Here is a 20,938-nt window from a genome sequence, read left to right as displayed (position 1 = left end):
CGCGGATCCAGCCCCCGTCCGCCCGATCAAACGGGTCGGCCGCCGGTAGTCAGGCGCAAAATCTTCAGAAGCCGGAATTTATGGTTAGCGGTCGGTAAACGCGCCGCGCAGGTCGCGCTCGTGCCGCTTCAGCATCTCGCGCAGCTGCTGCCGTCCTCGCTTCAACAGCGACTCCACCGCGGCCACGGTCGTGTCCATGACCTCGGCGATCTCGCCGTTGCTCATGTTCTCATGATAGGACAGGATCACCGCGACCCGCTGCTGCTCGGGCAGCCGCTGCATCGCGACCTCCAGCAGATTGCCGATCTCGTTGCGCTCGATCACGGCGGAGGCATCGAGCTGGGTGTCGGCGACCTCGGGCACGACATCGACATTCTCGGTGCGCGGCTTGCGGCGCAGATCGATGCAGCGGTTGCTGACGACGCGATAGAGCCAGGTCGAGAACTTGGCGCGGCCATGCTGCCAGCGGCCGCGATGCGTCCACACCTTCAGCATCGTGTCCTGCACGACGTCTTCGGCGTCGGCGGCGTTGCCGACGATGCGCAGCGCGATCGCGTAGGCGCGATCGATATGACGTTCGACCAGAGCACGAAACGCCGTTTCGTCGCCGGCAGCAAGGCGGTCGAGTAATTCCTTGTCTTCGTCGTGGATCTCGACGGTGTCGAGCGGGCCCGCATCGGCAACGGTGGGGACGTTGCTCCACGGAGCAGCCGCTTCGGCCGACGCTACCGCGGCCGGCGTGGCCTCCGCTTCGGCCGGTGCCCTCATATCAAGCGCGTAACTCATCCGCCGCTCTCCAACCAACGCCGCTGGCACACATTCCATGCGGCTTCTGAGCGTTGAACGGAGGCGCCTCGCAAATCAGGCGAACTTTTTTCGTTATTTTTCAAATGCTTAGCTGGATATTTTTGCCGACCGCCCGGCAAAAGCTGCCGCTGCGCAGAGGCGCAGGGAAAAATTCGACGGAGTTTGGAGCAGTCGTTCAGCATCGCCTCGCATTTCCGCGAAAGAGATCGTCGCGTCGGAAAACGCTGTTGTCACACCAACTAACGCCACGCGAACACATGCATGCGCGGAGCATGCGAGTGATTCATCGCCGTTGGTCGCCATCTTGCATTCGACGATTGCGACTAGGCATTTTTTTCCGAATCACTGTTTCGACGTTATCGGATTTTTTGAATCTGTCAGTCGCGAAGCGCGCGTTTTCGAATCTCGCATCAACTTTTTTGAACTGTCGCGCCTGATTTGTCTCATGCGCGCGTTCAACGCATGAGGACTGGCGGGATTTTTGCGCATGACGATCATGACGGTCGACGCGACGCGTCGAGCGCAGAATGTTTCTGCATGTTCATTCGATGTTTTCGATACATTTCTGTTGCGCGCCTGCACGACGCCGGACGGCATATTTGAAAGGGTTTTTCAGCGTTCATGCATTGCTGAAAAATTTCCGAACATGTCCGTCAGTTTCGTTCAGCATCGAATCCAGGCGGAGGCGCGGGCGCGCAAGGTATCGCAGGAGCGGTGCGGCTCAACTGAAGTGCGCATCGCCGACATCTACAAATACTTTCCGTTCAGGCTGTTCGGCCTGAGCCGCGATGCGCTGCACGATCTCGCGCAGATCGAGTTCGAGACCGAGCTCGAGCTGTGCCGCGTCAATCCCGAAATGCTCGAGCAATATCTGGACATGAAGCGCGGCGGTTTTCGCGTCGGCTTCATTTCCGACACCTACTGGAGCACCGACCAGCTTGCGCAGTTGCTGCGTTCCTGCAGTCCCGGGCTGAGCTGGGATTTCCTCTATGCGTCCTGCGATCACGGCAGCAGCAAGAGTGAGGCGCTGTTTGAGGCCTATCTCGCCGAGCAAGGCATCGACGCGGCAAGCTCGTTCCATGTCGGTGACAACCACGCCGCCGATATCAAGGGGGCGCGCCGTCACGGCATCCGTCCGCGCTACTACCCGCAGGCCGGCGCGGCATTGGCCTCCAAGTTTCAGCGCGAGACATCGATCTTCGAATTGCTGTGCCCCGATCAGCCGTCGCGGCTCGATTGCGGTGCCCGCACGCTGCGGCGCGCGGTGACGACGAAGGGCGCGGAGCATGCTCCCGCTTTCGACCTCGGCCTGACGGTGCTCGGCCCCGTGATGGCGGCGTTCGATGCATTCATTGCCGCCCGGCGCACTGCGCTTGCTCGCGAGGGCGCGCGCGTTGCGGTCGGATTCCTCGGCCGCGACGGTCTGCTGCCGTATCGGGTCTGGCAGGCAAACCACGGCGAGACCGGCGCTTATATCGAAATCAATCGTCGCGTCAGCCTGGTCGGATCTGCCGATACGCTCGAACCGCTCTGTGAGCTGCTGAGCCGGGTCGTCAAGATCGACGCGACGACCTTTGTCGACATCGTCAAGGTGCGACCGCCCGCCGTGATGAAGTTCTTCGCGCAGTATCCCGACGGCATTGCGAGCGGCCGCGAGCTCGCCGACGCCCTGCCCGATCTGATGGACCCGCGCGAAATCACCGATATCGCCGGCGGCGTCCGGGCGCGTCTACTCACCTACCTTCGCGCGCATATCCGGGATTTCGACGACTGCACCGATCTGATCCTGGTCGACCTCGGCTATTCCGCAAGCGTGCAGAAATCGCTGCGGCGCATCTTCGATAGCGAGGGCATCCGCATCCGCCTGCACGGCGCCTATCTGCTGACGCTTGACGATGCCTTCGACGACATCGCCGATGACGACACCGCGGAGGGACTGGTCTCGGATCGCATCGTCACGCCGCACGTCAAGCGCATGCTGATCCGCAACGTCGCATTGCTGGAGCAGCTATGCTGTTCCAGTGAAGGATCGGCGCGGGATTATCGTGACGGTGACGTGTTGCGCGAGGGTGATCAGCGCCCGGCCGCCCAGCTGGCGCTGGCGAGCGAGGTGCAATCCGGGACGCTGGCCTATGTTTCGCGCGCCCGCGAGCTGGCACCACGCTACGGATTGCAGCCCGATGCCGACCCCGCGGTCGCGGCGCGCTGGGCCGCCGCCGTGCTCGGACGCCTCCTGCTGCTGCCGGACGACGATGAGCTCGCGCTGCTCGGCGGCATCAAGCATGACGTCAATCTCGGCACCCAGGCGCTGGCGCCAATGCTCGATGCCGACTTCATCAATGATCGCATCATCGCCCGCGGCCTCATGACCGCCTGCACGGCACCGGCGCCCCCGATGTGGCTGGCGGGCAGCTTTGCCGCCCTCTCGCCATCGCACGCCTATCTCTACACGCTGTTCGGCGCCAATCGCCTGCCCGCGAATGTGTTCGGCGAAGCACCGTGCGGGACGCTGCAGGTCGGTCTGTTCGATCGGAACGGCCAGGCGTCGCTGGAGGCGGTCAGCGTCTATCATACCGGGCTCGGCGACCTCCGCCTGCGGATACCGCTGTCGCGCCGGATGGCAATCGCGACCATCGCGCTGCCGCTGGCCAAGCTCACCCGCGACGGGATGCTCCACGGCATCACGGTCCAATACGGCGAGAGCACCGCGAAAGCCGCCGAGAGTCCGAACGTGACAGCGATCGCCGAGGGACGGCTCATCGATGCCGGCCTCGAACGGCGCGGCCGTCACTTCCGCGCTACCAGTGCCGACGGCATGCTGCTGATGCCGGTCGACGGCTTCGAAGACGACGTCGCCATCTACACGGTCGCGCTGACCCCCCTCGACCATGACCGCATCCTTGCGGTCGCGGACCGCGACGGCATCGGTGCCCCCTCGGCCACACTGACCTGGCGTAGCGCCGACGACACGCTCGCAACGAACAACGACAGCTGATTTGTCCGCCTGATCCGGCCGCCCCGCACGTAGAAGGTTAACGAGGGGTAGTGCGGGCATGATTTCGGCTGACACGGCGCAAGCGGACGGCTTGCAGACGAACTTCGACCAATTGCTGGCGGCGAACGGCATCGGGATGAGCGCGGCGCAGCGCCGGCGGCTCGCATGGCTGTCGGAGCGGCTCGGACCCGCGGTCGTCCATCAGGCCGGCTCGGTGCCGGCGAGGGACCGTGGCGTCATCATCCTCGTCGAGCCGCCAAGCGGCCCCGCCGCCGAAATGCTTTACCGGTCGCTTCGCGCCGACTGCGCGGTCGTCGTCCCCTTCGGCGAGAATCCCGCCTTCGACTTCCTGAAGAGCAAGCTGACCGACTTCGGAACGATCGGGCCGAGCTTCGATGGCCCGCATGAGATGTGGTGGGGCGGCCTCAGTTGGCGGCCGATCGCGCCCGAGCAAGGCTTAAGGTCCGAGGCATCGCTGCGCGTGGTCTCCTGCTACCCCCGCGCTTGCGGCGACGATCGTGCCCGCGCCCTCCGCGACAAGCTGGCCGAATTCCGGATCGCCTGCGATATCGCTCCGATCGACACCGCAGACGGCGAGCACATGCGCGCGGCCGAGAAAGCCGGCTTCATGCTGCGGATGTGGGAGCAGCACCGCGAACCGCTGCTCTTCATCGAGGCCGACGCAGTCCTCAGCGAGCCGCCATTGCTGCCGTCATCCCTTGATTGCGACATCGCGCTCCACAAATGGAACCGGTGGGAAATGTCGGCGCGCACCCTCTATCTCGGCCGTTCGCCCGCCGCCGAAGCGGTGCTGCGCAACTGGCATCACATCGCGAGCGCCTATCCCGCGGTCTGGGAAGGCTATTTGCTCGACCAGGCCTGGAGCCTGACATCCTCGCAGATGGCGCTCGACACCGTCTGGCTGCCGCGCTCATACCACGCTCCGGCCGAAGACGCCGGCACGCCCCGCCACACCACAATCGTTCACAACCTGCCCACCGACGGCAGCGATCTCGGACCGGACGCCGAATTCGGCGTCGCGATGCGGCCCGCGCGCCGCGCCAGCCGCAGCGGCGGCCGTGACGCCATGATCGTGATCCGGTCGCAGGCAGCCTCGCATGATGCGATCACCGTGATCATGCGCGATATCGCAACCAGCGACGCGCGCGAAATGGCTGCCAGCATCGAGGCGGTCACCCGCGCGTTCGCGGCCGATTGCGGCGGATTCGGCCGGCTCGAGCTCGCACTCTGCCCCTGGCAGGACGATATCCGCGCGGCGAAATCGGCCGCGAAGAGCGCGAGCAACCGCATCATCGAGATCGCGCCGTGGCAGACCCTGCCAGCCGACCTGTTCCGCACCGTGGGCCAGTCCCGCGATGCCGGCAGCGTCGTCGTGATGGCCGGGCAGCGCGGCTGATGAACGCCGGAAAGACAGAGCAAGGGAAGGACATCGAAATCATGAAGACAATCATCCTTCTCACCGGCGTCGCCGACCAGCAATTCGCGCTCACCGAACTGTTGAAGGCGCACAATCCGGCGCTGTCGTTCCGCTGCGCGGTGACCGCCGAAGACCTCGCGGCGATCGAACCGGAGGTCTTGCGCGAGGCCCGGCTGTTGGCCTTCACCACCAGCGTCATCGTGCCGGAGCACATTCTGGCGGCGCTCGGCCACGGCGCCTACAATTTCCATCCCGGCCCGCCGCAATATCCCGGCTGGGCGCCGGCGCATTTCGCGCTCTATGACGGTGCCCGCACCTTCGGCGCGACGGCCCATGTGATGGCCGCGCGCGTCGATTCCGGCCCGATCGTCGGGGTCGAGTCCTTCATCATTCCCGACAAGATCAGCGTACGCGGACTCGAACAGATCGCCTATGTGCGGCTTGCCCATCTGTTCTGGCGGATGTCGCGCGATCTCGCCTGCGATCCCATGCCGCTGGCGGAACTGGAGATCGCCTGGTGCGGAATCAAGAGCACGCGGCGGATGTACCGCGAGATGTGCGAGCTTCCCGCCGGCATCAGCGCCGGCGAGCTGGCGCGTCGGATTCGCGCCTTCCATGACGATTTCCGCGGCATCCCGCTGACCTGCTCGTTGCACGGCATCCGCTTCCAGCTGGCAACGACTGCCACGCAGGCGCCCGAGGCTCCGCAGGTGGTCTCGCCGCCGCTCGCCGCGGCCTCCTGAGAACCGGCCTCAACCGCGCGTCGCACGGCCCGGGACCTCGCGGTGCCGCTGCAAGTGGGCTCTCACCGCACGCTCCGCGGCGCGCGCGGAGCCGAAATAGCCGCCGTCGAGGCCGTCAAAGGCGCGGTCAGAGGAGAAGAAGCAGAAGCCGCGGCTATCGCTGACGACGATGCCGGCGGTGCGATCCGATACCTCGATGACATAGGCTTGGGACATTTGGGCTTGGGACATGCGTGTTCGATCGCCGGATGACGGCGCTCCTGTCTGATTGTCGGGTGCTTTGGATTCGTCGAAGCGATCAACAACAACAGACGCCGGTCGCCGCCGAGACACAGCGATGCTGCATGCGGCTTCGCATGTCGCACATCAAGCTGCAGTGGTCATGTCTCATTGCGGTGACCTTGGACAACACGGATATCGCGCATCAATATCCGGCCGAACCGCGCCGCGGTCAATGAAATGACTGTCCAAAGATGACTGCCCGGCGCGATGGCTCGTTCGCGGCGGGCGGAAAAACAGCACAATTTTGGTGATGACGGTCGTCGAGCGCTGATTGGCCGGGCACCGGGTGCCCGGCCATGATCGCTCAGGGCAGGATCGGCGGATGATAGGTGAAGGTCGCCATCAGGATCGCCGCCAGCAGCATCACGATCGGGAAGTGGATGAAGAACTGCACCGATGTGTAGCCGATCAGATCCTTCGACTTCAGGCCGAGGATGCCGAGCAGCGGCAGCATCCAGAACGGGTTGATGAAGTTCGGCAGCGTCTCGGCGATGTTGTAGACCATCACCGTCCAGCCGAGATGCGCACCGATGTCGTTGGCCGCCTTCATGATGTAGGGCGCCTCGATGATCCACTTTCCGCCGGCCGACGGCACGAAGAAGCCGAGCAGCGCCGAATAGATTCCGACCAGGAACGAGAACACGGTGGAATTGCCGGAGGCGCCGACGAACCAGTGTGCGATCGTGTCCGACAGCGTCGTGCCGCTGCTGTTCGGGACCTTGGTCAGGATCTGCGCAATGCCGGCGTAGAACGGAAACTGCAACAGCACGCCGGAGACACTCGGCATCGCCTTCGAGAACGACTCGATGAGGCTGCGCGGACGCCAGTGCAGCATGATGCCGAGGATGAGGAAGACGAAGTTATAGGTGTTGAGGCCGGACAACGTGATCAACGGATTGCCCGACTGGAATGTCTGCCACAACCAGCCGGCGGCAAGCACGGCGATCAGGATCGTCAGCAGCGGGCTGAACTCCAGCCAGTCGCCCGGACGCGCAGGCTTCCTAGCCTCGATGCGATCATCGCCGAGCGCAACGCCGAGGTCTTCCGCCGTCTTCGCCCGTTCGGGCGCAGGCGTCGTGAAATAGCAAATCGCAGCGGAGACCACGGTCACCATCACGACGGTGACCATGTTCTGCCAGGTCAGGATGGTTTCCGAGAAACCGATCACGCCGGTGATCGGCAGAAGCGATGCCGGAATGCTGCCGGCATTGGCCTGGAGCTGCGCGGCCGAAGACGTGATGCCGAGGGTGAAGCCGCAGCCGAGCCCGAGATAGCCGGCGGCACCGGCCGCCCGGTAGTCGAGCCTGATGTCGGTGCGGCGTGCGATCTCCCGCACCAGAAGACCCGAGAAGATCAGGCTCAGGCCCCAGTTCAGCAGCGACAGAAAGATGCTGAGCACGCCGACAAAGACCACGGCGCCGCGCCCGGTCTTCGGCACGCTGGCGAGCCGCGCCAGCACGGCCGCCACCGGCGGCGACATCGCCACGACATAGCCGCCGATCGCGACCAGCGCCATCTGCATCGTGAAGGGAATCAGGTTCCAGAACCCATCACCAAACGCGCGGCTAACGGCGAGCGGCGAACCGCCATGCAGGATCGCGCCGATTGCGACCGCAATCACCGCGATCAGGACGAAGACGTAGGCATCCGGAAACCAGCGCTCCGCAAACGCCACCAGGGCTTGCGAAAATCGCGCGATGATGTTGTCCGCGACAGGTTTTCGCAAGCTCACGGTTTGATCGTGCGTTGCATTCGTCATCAATCTGATCCTCTTCCGGTAATGCGGTTACAACCTTCAATCGTGTTTGGTCATCAAAGCGCGAGCGTGAGATCGGTCAGCGGCACGGCTTGGCAGGCGAGGCACCGTCCCTCGCTGCCATCGACAGGGCCGAGATGGGTGAACTCCCCATCGACGACCTGAACCGCACAGCTTTCGCATTGCCCGACACGGCAGCCGCTCGGCAGCGCAACGCCCGCCGCACTCGCCGCATCAAGCAGCGTCCCCTGCTCCGGCCCCCAGGAAAAACTCCGCTTGCTGCCCGCAAGCCGGATGGTGCGCGGCGCAAGATTGCTCGGCACCGATGGCGGCGACACGAAGCTTTCGGCGAAAATGTCGAAGCGCGGCACGCCGAGCGCCGTCACGGCCTCGATCTGTGCCGCAACGAATTCCGGCGAACCGCAGATGTAGACCAGCGGCCGGCGCGCCAACAGCGGCTTGACCTGTCCGAGATCAACCCTCCCCTTGCGCAACGAATGCGAGTCGATCGGGTCCTGCGCGAACGGCGCGGAATAGAACGTCACACGCTTCAGCCCTGGGGTGCCGGCTTCCAGCTCCGCAAGCCGCTCGGCAAACGGATGCTCCCGGCTGCTACGGCAGCCGTGCAGCAGCAGGATTTCGCCAACGCGATCCTGTGGTGCAATGCGTTGCAGTGTTTCGAGATGGCTCATGAACGGCGTGATGCCGATGCCGGCGGCGAGGAAGATCAGCGGCCGCGGCCCCTTCAATGGCGGCGTGAAGATGCCGCCCGGCGGCTCCAGCACGACCTCGTCTCCGACGGCAAGACGGTGCAGACGATCCGGCATGAAGAACGGCGAGCCGCCACCCGGCGCCTCATTGAAGAAGCGCCCCTTCACCGCTATCGAGAGCACATCCGGCAGATCGCCCGATCCGGTCAACGAGTAGGCCCGCGCCTCCGGTGCGCCGGGCAGCGAGACCATCACGTGCTGGCCCGGCAGGAAGTCGGGCAGCGGACCACCGTCAAGCGGCAGCAGGTTGAGCGCGACGACATTATCTGCCTCGGCGCGGCGCGCGCCGACCGTGAACCGCCGCTGACCGCTCCACAGGCCACGACTGGCAATTCCGTCGCGCCTGATATCGCAGACGATCGCGCGCAGCGGGACGGACCCGCTGACCGGATCGCGCGCATCGTCATGCAGCACGGCGTTGATGTTGCGGGTGTGGATGCCTGCCGTCGCGGAACGCTCGCGGCCGAGCGGCGGACAGTCTTCCCACCAGCCGAATTCGGCGACGACGACCCGATCGTCGAGCGCCGCATTGAGGCGCACCTTCAGGCGCACGGCACCGCCATGCGTCTCCACCACGGCCCAGTCGCCTTCGGCAAGGCCGCGCCGCTCGGCGAGTTGCGGACTGATCTCGACGGCCGGATCGGGCGACTTGCGCCGCAGCGAGGCGACGTGCCGATAAGAGGAGTGAACGAACCAGCCGCTCTTGGCAGTGGAAAGCACGAGGGGAAAGCGTGCGTCCGGCGCTGCCGTGAGCGGGCTGCCGACCGGCTCGACGTGGTCGGGCAAGGGATCATACCCGTGTCCCAGCATCAGCTCGGAATAAAGCTCGACGCGGCGCGTCGGCGTTGAGAATCCGGCAACCGTTCGGTCCTCGCGCGCCACGGCGTATTTTTCGTCGCGGAAGATCTGCGGGAAGCGGCGGCCTTCGGGATGCCCGCGCAAATCCTCGACACCGATGCCGAGCGGCGCCAACTGGTAGTTCCAGCCGGCCGTGATATCACCGCCGAAGAACAATTCGCCCATCCCGAGCTTGAGCGCGAGCGCGGCGGCGATCTCGTAGTCGGCCTTCACCTCACCGACCGGCTCGACCATGCGCGGGCGAAACTGCACGGTCTCGACGGCCTCCTGCGTGATCTCGAATCCGATCTTGAGTGCATCGCGCTCCCACGGCGTGCTGGCGGGCAGCACGAAATCGGCGCTCTCCGCGGTCGGGTTCATGAACATGTCGATATGAACCTGGAATTCCAGCGCGTTCAGCGCGGCGCGATTGCGCTCGGAATGGCCCTGCGAGACGACGAAGTTGGTGCCGAAGGCGACCAGCGCGCGCACCCGGTAAGGCTCGCCGTCGAGCACCGCTCTGCTGAAATCGCGCGCCGTGATCCAGCCCTTGGCCGGCGGGCCGAGTGGCAGTTCGGCAATGCCCAGCGCCTTTGCCTGCTGCTCCGGCGACAGGATATTGTAGTCGTTGAGGGCGCGCGTCGGCGGCGGCACCGGCCAGCGATTGCCGCCGGGCCGATCGCAAGCGCCGGTCAGCGCATACAACGTCGCAATCGTGCGCTCGATCGCGGTCGCGTTGGTGTGCTGCCCGACGCCGGTCCAGGAATGATAGGCGAGCCGCGGCCGGCGAGCGAGCAGCGTGTTGAACGCGTCGACGTCCTCGACACGCAGCCAGGTCAACTCCGCGACGCGCGCCGGCTTGTAAGGCGCGGCCCGCTCGACGAGCAGCTCGAACGCAGTTGCCGCCGCTATCATCCGGCCGTCGCGTGCCCGGACCTGCAGCGCGCCACGCAGCTGGCCACAGCTCTCCGGCGCGTAACGGGTGTCGCAAGGCACGGGCGCGCCCGACGCATCGAGACGAACGAAAGCCTCCGGCGCGCCATCCGGCCACAATGCGTCGGCGCGCAGGAAGCGTCCCGTCGCGCGATCGACCAGCAGCGATCCATTGGTCCATGCGTTGACGAAATCCGCATCGAAGCTGCCGGTCGCGATGAGGTGACGGATCGCCCCCATCGCGAGCGCGCCATCGGCGCCCGGGCGAATGCGCAGCCAGAGATCGGCCTGCTGCCCCGAGCCGTTCGGCTTGGGATCGATCACCACGACCTTGGCGCCGCGCCGCCGCGCATCGGCGATCCGCGTTGCCTGGGCGAGCCAGGTCCGCGCCGGATTGTGGCCCCACAGGATAATCGCATCGGCATTGTCGTAATCGGGAAAGCCGATGCCGCGGCCGAAGGTCAGCGCGTGCGCATAGTCCTTGTGCCAGCCGCAGACCTCAACCGCATAGATCAGGTTCGGGCTGCCGAAGCCGCGGATGAAGCGCTCGACCCACTCGAAACTGTCGACCATCGGCGTGCCGCTCGGCGTGGTGACGCCGAACGCCACCGCCTCGGCGCCGCTCTCCGCGCGGATCGTACCGAGCCGGGCGGCGATCTCGGTCAAGGCCTCGTCCCACGACACCTCGACCCAGCCCGGATCGGCGGCGCCGCGCGGCTGGGTTCGCTTGAGCGGGACGGTCAGCCGGCGCGGGCTGGCGACGATTTCGGGCGCCGCCCTGCCCTTGGCGCAAAGCGCACCGCCGGTCGGGTGGTTATTCAATACCTCTACGCCGACAAGGCGCCCATCCTCGACCACGGTGACGGCACCGCAGCGCGAGCGACAAAGCGTGCAATAGCCGGGCAGCCGTTGTTTCACGCCGTCTCACCATCCAGTCAGTCTGTGTGACGCATTCTTGTAATGCGTTACACATTTACGTCATACGCTACCGGCCGCGTCAAGGCTAAGTAATAATCAGCGACGAATCGGAGTTCCCAGCGAGAGGCGGCCACGACCACCGATGGACCAGAATTTGCGAGAACAGGTGCTGCAACGGGTGCGGGCCGAGATCATTTCCGGGCAGAGCCTTCCGGGCACGATGTATTCGGTGCCGAGTCTCGCGGCGAGCCTCGGCGTCTCCTCGACGCCGGTGCGCGAAGCGCTGCTCGAGCTCAGCCGCGGCGGCCTGGTCGAGCCGATGCGCAACCGCGGCTTCAAGGTGGTCGAGCCGACGCTGACCGAGCTGCGCAACCTGTTCGACATGCGCGAGGTGCTCGAGCTGCACGCCGCTGTGCTGGTCGCCGCCAATCCGCCAAAGGATCTGACGGTCGTGCGCGGCTGGGCCGACCAGATCGCCAAAGCCGTCGAGACCGACGACGTCCAGCTCTATCTGGAAGCCGACCGCAACTATCATCGCGAGTTCATCGCGGCCGCCGGCAACGACCTGCTGACCGACACGGTGATGGGCCTGCGCGACAAGATGCGGCTCTACGGCATCAGCTCCCGCGCCGGCCACGAGCGGCAGCAAGCGTCAGTGCCCGAGCACTACCGGTTGATCGAGCTCGCGCTCGCCGGCGAGACCGAGGCGCTGACAACCCTGCTGCGCACGCACATCCGCTCCTGGGAGCCGATCTTCGTCGATGCATTGCTGCGCTCGAAGGAGCATGCGCGCGAGCCGCTGCGGCAGGCCCGCGGCTGACGCGGGCGGAGGCAGATGCCGGTCGTGGTGACCGGCTAGTCCAGAATGCTCTTGTAGTGCTCCGAGAAGACATCGCGGCCGATGATCAGCCGCATCACTTCGGAGCTTCCAGCCAGGATTCGATTGACGCGTGCATCGGTGAACATGCGACTGATTGGATATTCGTCCATGTATCCCGCGCCGCCGTGCAGCTGGACGCCAAGGTCGAGCATCTTCCACTCGACTTCCGACGACATCATCTTGGCCTTGGCGCCCATGTTGCTGGTCAGGCGTCCGGCATTGTGCTCGGCCACGCAGTGATCGACATAGACCTGCACGAGATCGATTTCGGCATCCATCTCCGCCATGCGGAACTGGGTGTTCTGCTGTTCGGCGAGCGGCCGGCCGAACAATTTGCGGTCCATCACGTAAGCGCGCGTGATGTCGAACGCCTTGCGGCCGTTGGCGATCGATCCGACCGCGGAGATCAACCGCTCCTCGGCAAGGCCCTCCATCAGATAGTAGAAGCCCCTGCCGGGTTCTCCCAGCACGTTGGCCTTGGGCACCTTCACATTGTTGAAGAACAGTTCGGCAGTGTCCTGCGCCGGCATGCCCATCTTCTTGAGATTGCGGCCGCGCTCAAAACCTTCCATGCCGCGCTCGACGATCAGAAGCACCATGGCATGCTTCTTCTCGGCGCCCGCGAGCTTGGCCGCGACGATCACCACGTCGGAATTGATGCCGTTGGAAATATAGGTCTTCGAGCCATTGAGCAGGAAATGATCGCCCTTGTCTTCCGCCGTCGTCCGCATGCCAGCAAGGTCCGAGCCCGCGCCCGGCTCGGTCATCGCGATGGCCAGGATCGTCTCGCCGCTGACGCATTTCGGCAGGAAGCGGTCGCGCTGCTCCTCGGTGCCGAAGCGCTTGAAATAAGGACCGACCAAGCGGCTGTGCAGCGTGTTGTACCAGCCCTTGCAGCCAGATCGCGCAGTCTCCTCGATGATGATCTGCTCGTAGCGGAAGTCCTCGTCGCCCATTCCGCCATATTTTTCCTCGGGCCAGATCATCAGGAAGCCGAGGTCGCCGGCCTTCTTGAACGCGCTGCGGTCGACGATGCCGGCCTCCCGCCATTCCTCCATATGGGGCGCAATCTCGCTGGCGAGAAACTTGCGGTAGGAGTCGCGGAAGATGACCTGGTCTTCGGTAAAGCTGCGCATCAATCACCCAATAGCGCTGTCATGGAAACCGCCGGCGTGCGCCGAGGCACCGGTACAAAAAATTGGAGCGCCGGTTCTGCTGCAATCAAAACCGACGCTCCGTCATCGAAACAGCCGATGCCCTATTTGCCCTTCCAGTTCGGCGGGCGTTTTTCTGCAAAGGCAGCCGCGCCCTCGCGGGCATCCTCGGATACGAAGACGGGACCGACGATCTCCTGCTGCCTCTTCCACATCTCATCTTCCGGCCAGAGCCGGGATTCGACGATCACCTGCTTGGATGCCTTGACGGCGAGCGGGCCGTTGGCACCGATCGCGGCTGCAAGCTCGAGCGCCGCGTCGAGCGCCGGGCCATCGGTCAAACGGTTGATGATGCCGAGCTGGTAGGCACGCTCCGCGCCGAAGAACTCGCCCGTCAATGCGAACTCCATCGCCACACGGAACGGCATCTGGCGCGGCATACGGATCAGGCCGCCGGCCGCGGCCGCCAGCCCGCGCTTCACCTCGGGGATGCCGAACTTGGCGTTGCGGTTGGCGACGATCATGTCGCACGACAGCGCGATCTCCATCCCGCCGGCGAGCGCGTAGCCGTCGACGGCCGCGATCAGCGGCTTCTTCGGTGGCGCCTCGGTAAGGCCGGCGAAGCCGCGGCCCGGGATCGACGGCCGCTCGCCTTTCAGGAACCCCTTGAGGTCCATGCCCGAGCAGAATGTGCCGCCGGCGCCGGTGATGATGCCGACGCTCAAGGTATCGTCGGCGTCGAGCCGGTCGATCGCCGCGGCCACGCCCTTGGAGAGGGCGAGGTTGGCCGCGTTCTTCGCTTCCGGCCGGTTCAGGGTGATGATCAGGATCGGTCCACGGACTTCAGTGAGGACCGCAGTTTCTTCGGACATCGCTTTCGTCTCCTGATCGCTTAACGCGGGGCCATGCGGATGGCGCCGTCGAGACGGACGTCTTCACCGTTGAAGTAGCCGTTGGTGATCATGGTCAGCGCCAGCTGCGCATATTCCTCCGGCAGGCCGAGACGCTTCGGGAACGGCACCGATGCGCTGAGCGCGGCCTTGACGTTCTCCGGGGCGCCCTGCAGCAGCGGGGTGTTGAAGATGCCCGGCAGGATGGTGTTGACGCGGATGCCTTCGGCCATCAGGTCGCGCGCGATCGGCAGGGTCATGCCGACGACGCCGGCCTTCGAGGCCGAATAAGCCGCCTGCCCCATCTGGCCATCCTCGGCCGCGACCGAGGCTGTGTTGACGACCGCACCACGCTCGCCGTGCTCCAGCGGAGCCAGCGACAGCATGCCCTGCGCCGACTTGGCGATGCAGCGGAACGTGCCGACGAGGTTGATCTGGATGATGCGGTTGAAGGCGTCGATCGGGAAGTGGGTGGGCTCGCCGGTCTTCTTGTCGCGGCCCGCGGTCTTCACCGCGTTGCCGGTGCCGGCGCAGTTCACCAGGATGCGCTCCTGGCCATGCGCCGCGCGGGCCTTGGCGAAGCCCGCATCGACCTGCTCGTCCGAGGTGACATCGACCTTGCAGAACACGCCGCCGATTTCCTTGGCGATGGCCTCACCTTTCTCTTCGTTGAAGTCGAAGATCGCGACTTTCACGCCTTGCGCAGCGAGCGCGCGCGAGGTGGCGGCACCAAGGCCGGAAGCGCCGCCGGTGACGACCGCGGCGAGCGATGAATCGAGTTTCATGGCAATATCCTTTCGCGATCAGATGCGTTCGATGATGATGGCCGGCGCCATGCCGCCGGCGGCACACATGGTGACCAGGCCATAGCGTCCGCCGCTCCGCTCGAGTTCGTCGAGCGCCGTGCCGATCAGGATCGATCCGGTCGCGCCGATCGGGTGGCCGAGCGCGATCGAGCCGCCATTGATGTTGACCTTCTCGCGGTCCAGCTCGAGGTCCCGGATGAATTTCTCGGCGACGACCGCGAAGGCCTCGTTGATCTCCCAGACGTCGATGTCGTTCTTGGTCAGGCCGGCCTTGGCGAGAACCTTCTTGGCCGCCGGAACCGGCGCGTTGAGCATCAAGGTCGGGTCGTCACCCTGGTTGGCATAGGCCACGATGCGGCCGCGCGGCTTGAGGCCGTGCTTCTCGGCATATGCCTTCGAGGTGATCAGCACCGCGGCGGCGCCGTCCACCACGCCCGAGCTGTTGCCGGCATGGTGCACGCCCTTCCACTCCAGGTCCGGGTAGCGGCGCTGGATCTGCTTCTTGAACGTCGTGCCGTTACCGAGATCGAAATCGGCAAGCTGCTCGAAGCTCGGCTTCAGCGAAGCAAGGCCTTCAGCCGTGGTCTCCGGACGCGGGAATTCTTCACGATTGAGCGCGACGCTGCCGTCGTCGTTGAGGACGGGGATCACAGACTTGGCGAAACGCCCTTCATCGATGGCCCGCTTGGCGCGCTGCTGGCTCGTCAGCGCCAGGGCATCGCAGGCCTCGCGGCTGATCCCCTCGCGCGTCGCGATGGCGTCGCCGCACACGCCCTGGTGCGACTGCGGGTGAATCTCGTCGAGGGCCGGATTGCCCGAACCCATCATCCGCGCCGGCTGCCCGGCTTTGGAACGCTCGGCTGCGAGGGTCTGTTGATAGCTCATCATCTCGGTGCCGCCGGCGATGACGCAATCTTCCATCCCCGACATCACGGACGCTGCCGCGAGGTTCACCGACGTGATGCCGCCGCCGCAGAAACGATCCAGCGTCGTGCCGCTGGCGTTGATGTCGTAGCCCGCCGCGAGCGCCGACATGCGTCCGAGATCGCCGCCCTGCTTGCCTTCCTGAGTCGATGTCGACCAGATGATGTCATCGACGGTCGACGTGTCGAGCTTGTTGCGCTCCTTGAGCGCGCCGAGCACCGTCGCGGCCAGATGCTGCGGATGCAGGTGCGACAGCGCACCCTTGCCCGGCTTGCCGATGCCGCGCGGCGTGCGGACCGCGTCGATGATGTATGCTTCAGACATGGGTTTCCCTCTGCTTTGGATGCTTCTTGACTGTGGGCTCGTGCCGATCGGTCCCGGCCGCTCCCGCTGCGTCTTTTTACCCCGGAACAGGGCGAGGCGTCAGCGGTGTGGCGTCACCGCGAGCGGCGCGGCAATCGGGCTGCGCTGATCTTCGAAATAGCGCGAGTTGATCAGCACGGACGGTTGCGCCGTATCGCGCTCACGCTCGTCGGCGCAGACAGGCTTATCGCAACCCTGCGCAAACAACGGCGCGCCGGCCGGGGCGGCGTGGGGACCGAGGGCATATTTCTGCTCCTGCGGCAGATAGATCAGCTGGCCGATCTGGGTAAGCGTCAAGGTGAGACGCGACACCGTCGATCGGGGAAGACCGCAGCGATCGGCGATTTCGCGATTTCCCAGGCGTATGCTTCGACCTTCGAAGCAACGCACGATGTCGAATGCGCGCGACACCACCTGGATCACGCGCCGGTTGTCCGTGCCGGCGGTCTCTTGTGCCATTAGTACCTCAGATCGACGTCCCATCGTTTACGCCTCACTCCTCATTTTCCATACGGGTGAACGAAGCCCACTCTGCTTCGAGCGGCCGACGCCGATCCGCGACGTCACGGCCGGGCGCGCAACGCTCGCGCGCGCGAACTGATGTGCGGAATTTGGCGGCAGGGGCCCGCGGCGTGCACCGCGTGGGCGATTGCAGCGGTGCTGCACAGCTTGTTCCGGGATCGACGGTCTGACGCGACGGCCGGTCGCTCCGGCGTTCGGTCCGCCCGCGGCGATCACACCGACGCTGCGCGCGGCCAAGCGTGCGGGCTGCTCGACAAGGTCATTCTCAGCCTGTCCGAGACCGCTGCGCACGGAATGCACGAACATCTGGTTTTCCAGCCAAGTGAAGCCGCGACCGCGCGGGGCAAGCAGCTTCGGATGTCTCTGGCCGGCCAGCATCAGGCGGATTCTTTCCCTAGGGTTTCGGACCTTAATTAATTGATTAATTAGTCAGGTGATTAAAGTGGGCGCTCTCCGCTGTCAACCGGCCCTCGCCGCAGGGCGCCCCGCGCTCAGCCCGCACCTTCGCCTCCAACGCCTGTCAACGCAGCGATCGCGATCCGTCGTGGTGAAACTTCGTCAAATGCAGACCGCTGCCGAACGGCGATCGACATTCCGCGCGCGTTCGCGGACATGCCTCGACAATTTGCCGGCCGGTGCGAAGCGGATGCGCAAGCATAAGAGCTGAGATCGGGAAGCGGCGTGAGGAAGCAAGGAAGCAGGCAATAGCGGTTGTCGGAACAGACACGACCGCTGGCCGGGATGGCCGTTACGAGGGCGAACCTAAGCTATGAAAGCTTGGTGGGCGCACCAGGGCTCGAACCTGGGACCCGCTGATTAAGAGTCAGCTGCTCTACCAACTGAGCTATGCGCCCGGAACTTGTCCGGAAATGACCCTCGCAAGAGAGCGGTCGTTTAGCAAAGCGATTCCCCGATGTCCAGCAAGCTCAAGCAAGTTTTCCCGACTTTCTGACAACCGAAAGGCCGCCGGAATCCGGCGGTCTTTCATGGGCTTGGCGAGGGTGCCGGCGGACGGCGCTCAGAGCCGGCCGGAGCGCTCCTGATCGGGGCTATCGTCGCGGTCGAAACGGTCGTGATCGAAGCCGCGGCCGCCGCGCTCCCAGCGGTCCATGCCGCGCTCGAGGCGGTGGCGGCGCCAGCCCTCGGCGCCGAAGCCGCGCCCTTCCATATGGGTCAGCATGCTCAGCCGCCGCTTCTGGTTGTCGTCGAGCGTCTTGTAGAGCGGGTCGGCGGCGTCGGCGATCGTCTTCAGCGACGTCGCGGTCGACGCCATGTTGTCGGCGCGCTCGCGCAGGCGGGCGACCGGATCATCCGGCTTCTGCGACTTGTCCGCATCGGTCTTCTCGGCGGCCATCCGCGCATTGGCGCGATCGAGCCGCAGCTTGGCGAAGTCGCGCACCGCGGCCTCAACCGGCGGCCACAGCTTCTCCTGATCGGCGTTGAGCTTCAGCCCGGCGTGGACGGCGGCGATCCGCGCGTCGAGGAAGGCGGCCCGATCCTCGGGGCTCATCCGCATATGACCGTGGAACCAGGGACGATGCTGGGCATAGACCGCGGTCGAACCGGCAATCGTGAGCGCCGCGATACCGGCGAGCAGAACTTTCTTCATACGAACCTCCTTTGAAGGTTGCTCGAAGATGATGCCGCCCGCCCACGCCTTCAACTTACGGATTGGACAGGGAGAGCTCTGTTACCAAGATGTAATCCGCTTTCATTGCATTGCAGAAACATCCAAAGCGCGAGGTTGCGCTCTGGATTTCTGTTGTTTGCGCTAGATCATTCCGAGCAGGCGCGGCAGCCACAGCGAGATCTCCGGCACGTAGGTGATCAGGCCGAGGAACACCAGCATCGCGCACAGCCACGGCAGGACCGAGATGGTGATCTCGCTGATGCCCATCTTGGCGATACTGCTCGCAATGTAGAGGTTGAGCCCGACCGGCGGATGGCACAGCCCGACCTCGGTGTTGACGATCATCAGGATGCCGAGATGCACCGGGTGCACGCCGAGCTTGGTCGCCAGTGGAAACAGGATCGGCGCCATGATCAAGAGGATCGACGACGGGTCCATCACGTTGCCGGCGAGCAGCAGGATGACGTTGACGACGAGCAGGAACATCCAGACCGAGAAGTTCTTGTCGATGATCCAGGCCGCCATCTCCTGCGGGATCTGCTCGTGCGTCATCAGGAACGAGAACAGCACCGCGTTGGTGATGATGTAGAGCAGCATCGAGCTCATGCTCGCCGCCTGCAGCAGCACCTTCGGCACCTCGGAGAGCTTCAGCTCCTTGTAGACGAACACGGTGATGAAGAAGGCGTAGGTCGCGGCGACCGCGGCCGCTTCGGTCGGCGTGAAGATGCCGCCATAGATGCCGCCGAGCACGATCGCGATCAGCAACAGGCCCCAGATGCTTTCGCGGAACGCCGTGAACTGCTGGCCGATGGTCGCGCGCGGCATCTTCGGATAGCCGTTGCGCCGCGCGACGAAGAAGGTCACCGCGGCCAGCATCAGCGCGAGCACGACGCCCGGCACGATGCCGGCCATGAACAGCGCGCCGATCGAGGTGTTGGTGGAAACGCCGTACAGCACCAGGATGATCGAGGGTGGCACCAGGATGCCGAGCGCGCCCGAGGTCGAGATCACGCCGACGCCGAAACGCTTCGGATAGCCGTGATCGACCATCGCCGGCATCATGATCGAGCCGATCGCGACCACGGTGGCAACGCTCGAGCCCGAGATCGCCGCGAACATCGCGCAGGCCGCGACGCCCGCTAGCCCAAGGCCGCCGGGCAGATGCCCGACCAGCGAGGTCGTGAACGCGATCATGCGCCGCGCGACGCCGCCGCGGGTCAGGAAGGTGCCAGCCAGGATGAAGAAGGGGATCGCCATGATGCCAAAATTGTCGAGGCCCGAAAACAGCTTCAGGCCGACGCTCTCGATCGGGACCTCGGTCATGGTGAACAGGAAGGTGAGCACGGTCAGGCCGAGCGAAATCGAGATCGGCATGCCCGTCAGCATCAGGGCAAACAGCAGTCCGAAAATAAGTGCGGCGCTCATCACGCTTCTCCAAGCGCGACGGGCGCGGTCTTGCTGGTCTCGACGCCATCGACATGGGAGGCGTCATGGTGCGGCAGGTCGTCGGTCCACCAGTAATTCCAGCACACCTGCAGGAAACGGAAGCACATCAGGTAGGAGCCGAGCGGGATGCAGGCGTAGACGATCCAGCTCGGGATCTCGAGGTCCGGCGAGACCTGGTCGGTATGCATCAACTCGAACACGAATTTCGCGCCCATGGTGCCGACGATCCCGGTGAACAGCGCGCCGCCGAGCAGGCCGAAGATGATGGTGCGCTTGCGCCAGAAATCGTTGAGGCGGTTGATCAGGACGTCGACGCCGACATGGACGCCGGCGCGCACGCCATAGGCGGCGCCGAACTTCGCCATCCAGATGAACATGTAGATGCAGAGTTCCTGCGACCAGGCGAGATTGATGCCGAACAGGTACGGATAGAGTACGGGAACGTCGACCAGAAAACGGTGCACGACCGTGACGAAGGTCAGCAGCGTCGCGGCCCCCATCAGGCTCGCGATGATGATTTCCTCGAGCCGATCCAGAATTTTGAGCAGCATTGATCTCCCCTGTCATGGCCTGATGCGGCAACCGGCCACGGCACCCAAGCCGCGACCTCACGCGGCCGCGGCGTTCATTCAACTACTTGACGGTTCTCGATCGAGAGACCGATCCGCAAACTCGTTCACCTCTCCCGCTTGCGGGGGAGCGTAGGCCGCCTTCGGCCGTCCCTGTAGAACGCCGAAGCTAGGCTTCGGCTACGTCGCATCGAAGATGCGATACGGGTGGGGGCTCTCTTCAAGAGAATGACTCGTGGAGAGAGCCCCCACCCCAACCCCTGTCTCTTATACAC

Annotated in this window: 17 protein-coding genes, 1 tRNA gene and 1 pseudogene; 5 read left to right on the top strand and 14 right to left on the bottom strand. The window is 64.8% G+C overall.

Annotated features, from left to right (window positions below):
• Positions 1-84 precede the first annotated feature (84 nt).
• Positions 85-786 carry an RNA polymerase sigma factor gene (locus tag AC1VNY_RS09135; protein ID WP_482404901.1) on the bottom strand — a complete coding sequence of 234 codons (702 nt, stop codon included), beginning with the start codon at positions 784-786 and terminating at the stop codon, positions 85-87.
• A 508-nt stretch (positions 787-1,294) separates the two neighbouring features.
• On the opposite strand from AC1VNY_RS09135, the gene AC1VNY_RS09130 reads away from it, so the two are divergent.
• Genes AC1VNY_RS09130 through AC1VNY_RS09120 form a run of 3 tightly spaced genes read left to right on the top strand, consistent with a single transcriptional unit; the run spans position 1,295 to position 5,983 of the window.
• Positions 1,295-3,802, top strand: coding sequence for an HAD family hydrolase (locus AC1VNY_RS09130; RefSeq protein WP_482404900.1), 2,508 nt, complete (start codon positions 1,295-1,297; stop codon positions 3,800-3,802).
• 58 nt (positions 3,803-3,860) lie between these two features.
• Positions 3,861-5,219: a hypothetical protein gene (locus AC1VNY_RS09125; RefSeq protein WP_482404899.1), complete on the top strand. Its 1,359-nt coding sequence runs from the start codon at positions 3,861-3,863 to the stop codon at positions 5,217-5,219.
• Between the two features lie 38 nt (positions 5,220-5,257).
• The gene (locus AC1VNY_RS09120) at positions 5,258-5,983 is read left to right on the top strand and encodes a formyltransferase family protein (protein ID WP_482404976.1); all 726 of its coding nucleotides are present in this window, start codon (positions 5,258-5,260) and stop codon (positions 5,981-5,983) included.
• Positions 5,984-5,992: 9 nt separating this feature from the next.
• Here the strand turns inward: AC1VNY_RS09120 and AC1VNY_RS09115 are convergent, their stop codons facing one another.
• Positions 5,993-6,214, bottom strand: a complete 222-nt coding sequence (locus AC1VNY_RS09115) for a hypothetical protein (protein WP_482404898.1) — start codon at positions 6,212-6,214, stop codon at positions 5,993-5,995.
• 17 nt (positions 6,215-6,231) lie between these two features.
• On the opposite strand from AC1VNY_RS09115, the gene AC1VNY_RS09110 reads away from it, so the two are divergent.
• On the top strand, positions 6,232-6,441 hold the full coding sequence (locus AC1VNY_RS09110) for a hypothetical protein (RefSeq protein ID WP_482404897.1): 210 nt from the start codon (positions 6,232-6,234) through the stop codon (positions 6,439-6,441).
• Positions 6,442-6,569: 128 nt separating this feature from the next.
• On the opposite strand, the gene AC1VNY_RS09105 is transcribed toward AC1VNY_RS09110, so the two are convergent.
• Entirely contained in the window at positions 6,570-8,024 is a 1,455-nt protein-coding gene (locus AC1VNY_RS09105; protein ID WP_482404896.1) for a short-chain fatty acid transporter, read from the bottom strand.
• 53 nt (positions 8,025-8,077) lie between these two features.
• The gene (locus AC1VNY_RS09100) at positions 8,078-11,479 is read right to left on the bottom strand and encodes a molybdopterin-dependent oxidoreductase (RefSeq protein WP_482404895.1); all 3,402 of its coding nucleotides are present in this window, start codon (positions 11,477-11,479) and stop codon (positions 8,078-8,080) included.
• Between the two features lie 142 nt (positions 11,480-11,621).
• On the opposite strand from AC1VNY_RS09100, the gene AC1VNY_RS09095 reads away from it, so the two are divergent.
• The gene (locus AC1VNY_RS09095; protein ID WP_482404894.1) at positions 11,622-12,299 is read left to right on the top strand and encodes a GntR family transcriptional regulator; all 678 of its coding nucleotides are present in this window, start codon (positions 11,622-11,624) and stop codon (positions 12,297-12,299) included.
• Positions 12,300-12,334: 35 nt separating this feature from the next.
• Here the strand turns inward: AC1VNY_RS09095 and AC1VNY_RS09090 are convergent, their stop codons facing one another.
• From AC1VNY_RS09090 to AC1VNY_RS09045, 10 genes and pseudogenes are all read right to left on the bottom strand, one after another.
• The gene (locus tag AC1VNY_RS09090) at positions 12,335-13,495 is read right to left on the bottom strand and encodes an acyl-CoA dehydrogenase family protein (protein WP_038379081.1); all 1,161 of its coding nucleotides are present in this window, start codon (positions 13,493-13,495) and stop codon (positions 12,335-12,337) included.
• Between the two features lie 122 nt (positions 13,496-13,617).
• Positions 13,618-14,385, bottom strand: coding sequence for a crotonase/enoyl-CoA hydratase family protein (locus tag AC1VNY_RS09085; protein ID WP_482404893.1), 768 nt, complete (start codon positions 14,383-14,385; stop codon positions 13,618-13,620).
• A gap of 20 nt (positions 14,386-14,405) precedes the next feature.
• A complete protein-coding gene (locus AC1VNY_RS09080; RefSeq protein WP_482404892.1) occupies positions 14,406-15,188 on the bottom strand; it encodes an SDR family NAD(P)-dependent oxidoreductase in 783 nt (260 codons plus the stop codon).
• A gap of 18 nt (positions 15,189-15,206) precedes the next feature.
• Complete coding sequence (locus AC1VNY_RS09075; protein WP_018272923.1) at positions 15,207-16,457, bottom strand: acetyl-CoA C-acetyltransferase; 1,251 nt, start codon at positions 16,455-16,457, stop codon at positions 15,207-15,209.
• A gap of 264 nt (positions 16,458-16,721) precedes the next feature.
• Positions 16,722-16,979 (bottom strand): annotated as a pseudogene (locus AC1VNY_RS09070) (helix-turn-helix domain-containing protein); the annotation flags it as partial.
• 3 nt (positions 16,980-16,982) lie between these two features.
• On the bottom strand, positions 16,983-17,396 hold the full coding sequence (locus tag AC1VNY_RS09065; RefSeq protein ID WP_482404891.1) for a hypothetical protein: 414 nt from the start codon (positions 17,394-17,396) through the stop codon (positions 16,983-16,985).
• Between the two features lie 400 nt (positions 17,397-17,796).
• Positions 17,797-17,872 (bottom strand) — tRNA-Lys (locus AC1VNY_RS09060).
• 164 nt (positions 17,873-18,036) lie between these two features.
• Positions 18,037-18,627 (bottom strand): Spy/CpxP family protein refolding chaperone, encoded by a 591-nt coding sequence (locus AC1VNY_RS09055; RefSeq protein WP_482404890.1) that lies wholly within the window; start codon positions 18,625-18,627, stop codon positions 18,037-18,039.
• 162 nt (positions 18,628-18,789) lie between these two features.
• Positions 18,790-20,073 (bottom strand): TRAP transporter large permease, encoded by a 1,284-nt coding sequence (locus AC1VNY_RS09050; protein ID WP_028342403.1) that lies wholly within the window; start codon positions 20,071-20,073, stop codon positions 18,790-18,792.
• Positions 20,073-20,645 (bottom strand): TRAP transporter small permease, encoded by a 573-nt coding sequence (locus AC1VNY_RS09045; RefSeq protein WP_482404889.1) that lies wholly within the window; start codon positions 20,643-20,645, stop codon positions 20,073-20,075. The genes AC1VNY_RS09050 and AC1VNY_RS09045 overlap by 1 nt, the downstream gene beginning before the upstream one ends.
• Positions 20,646-20,938: the final 293 nt, after the last annotated feature.

Source organism: Bradyrhizobium ferriligni (assembly GCF_056837965.1).
This window is presented reverse-complemented; position numbering and strand designations above follow the sequence as displayed.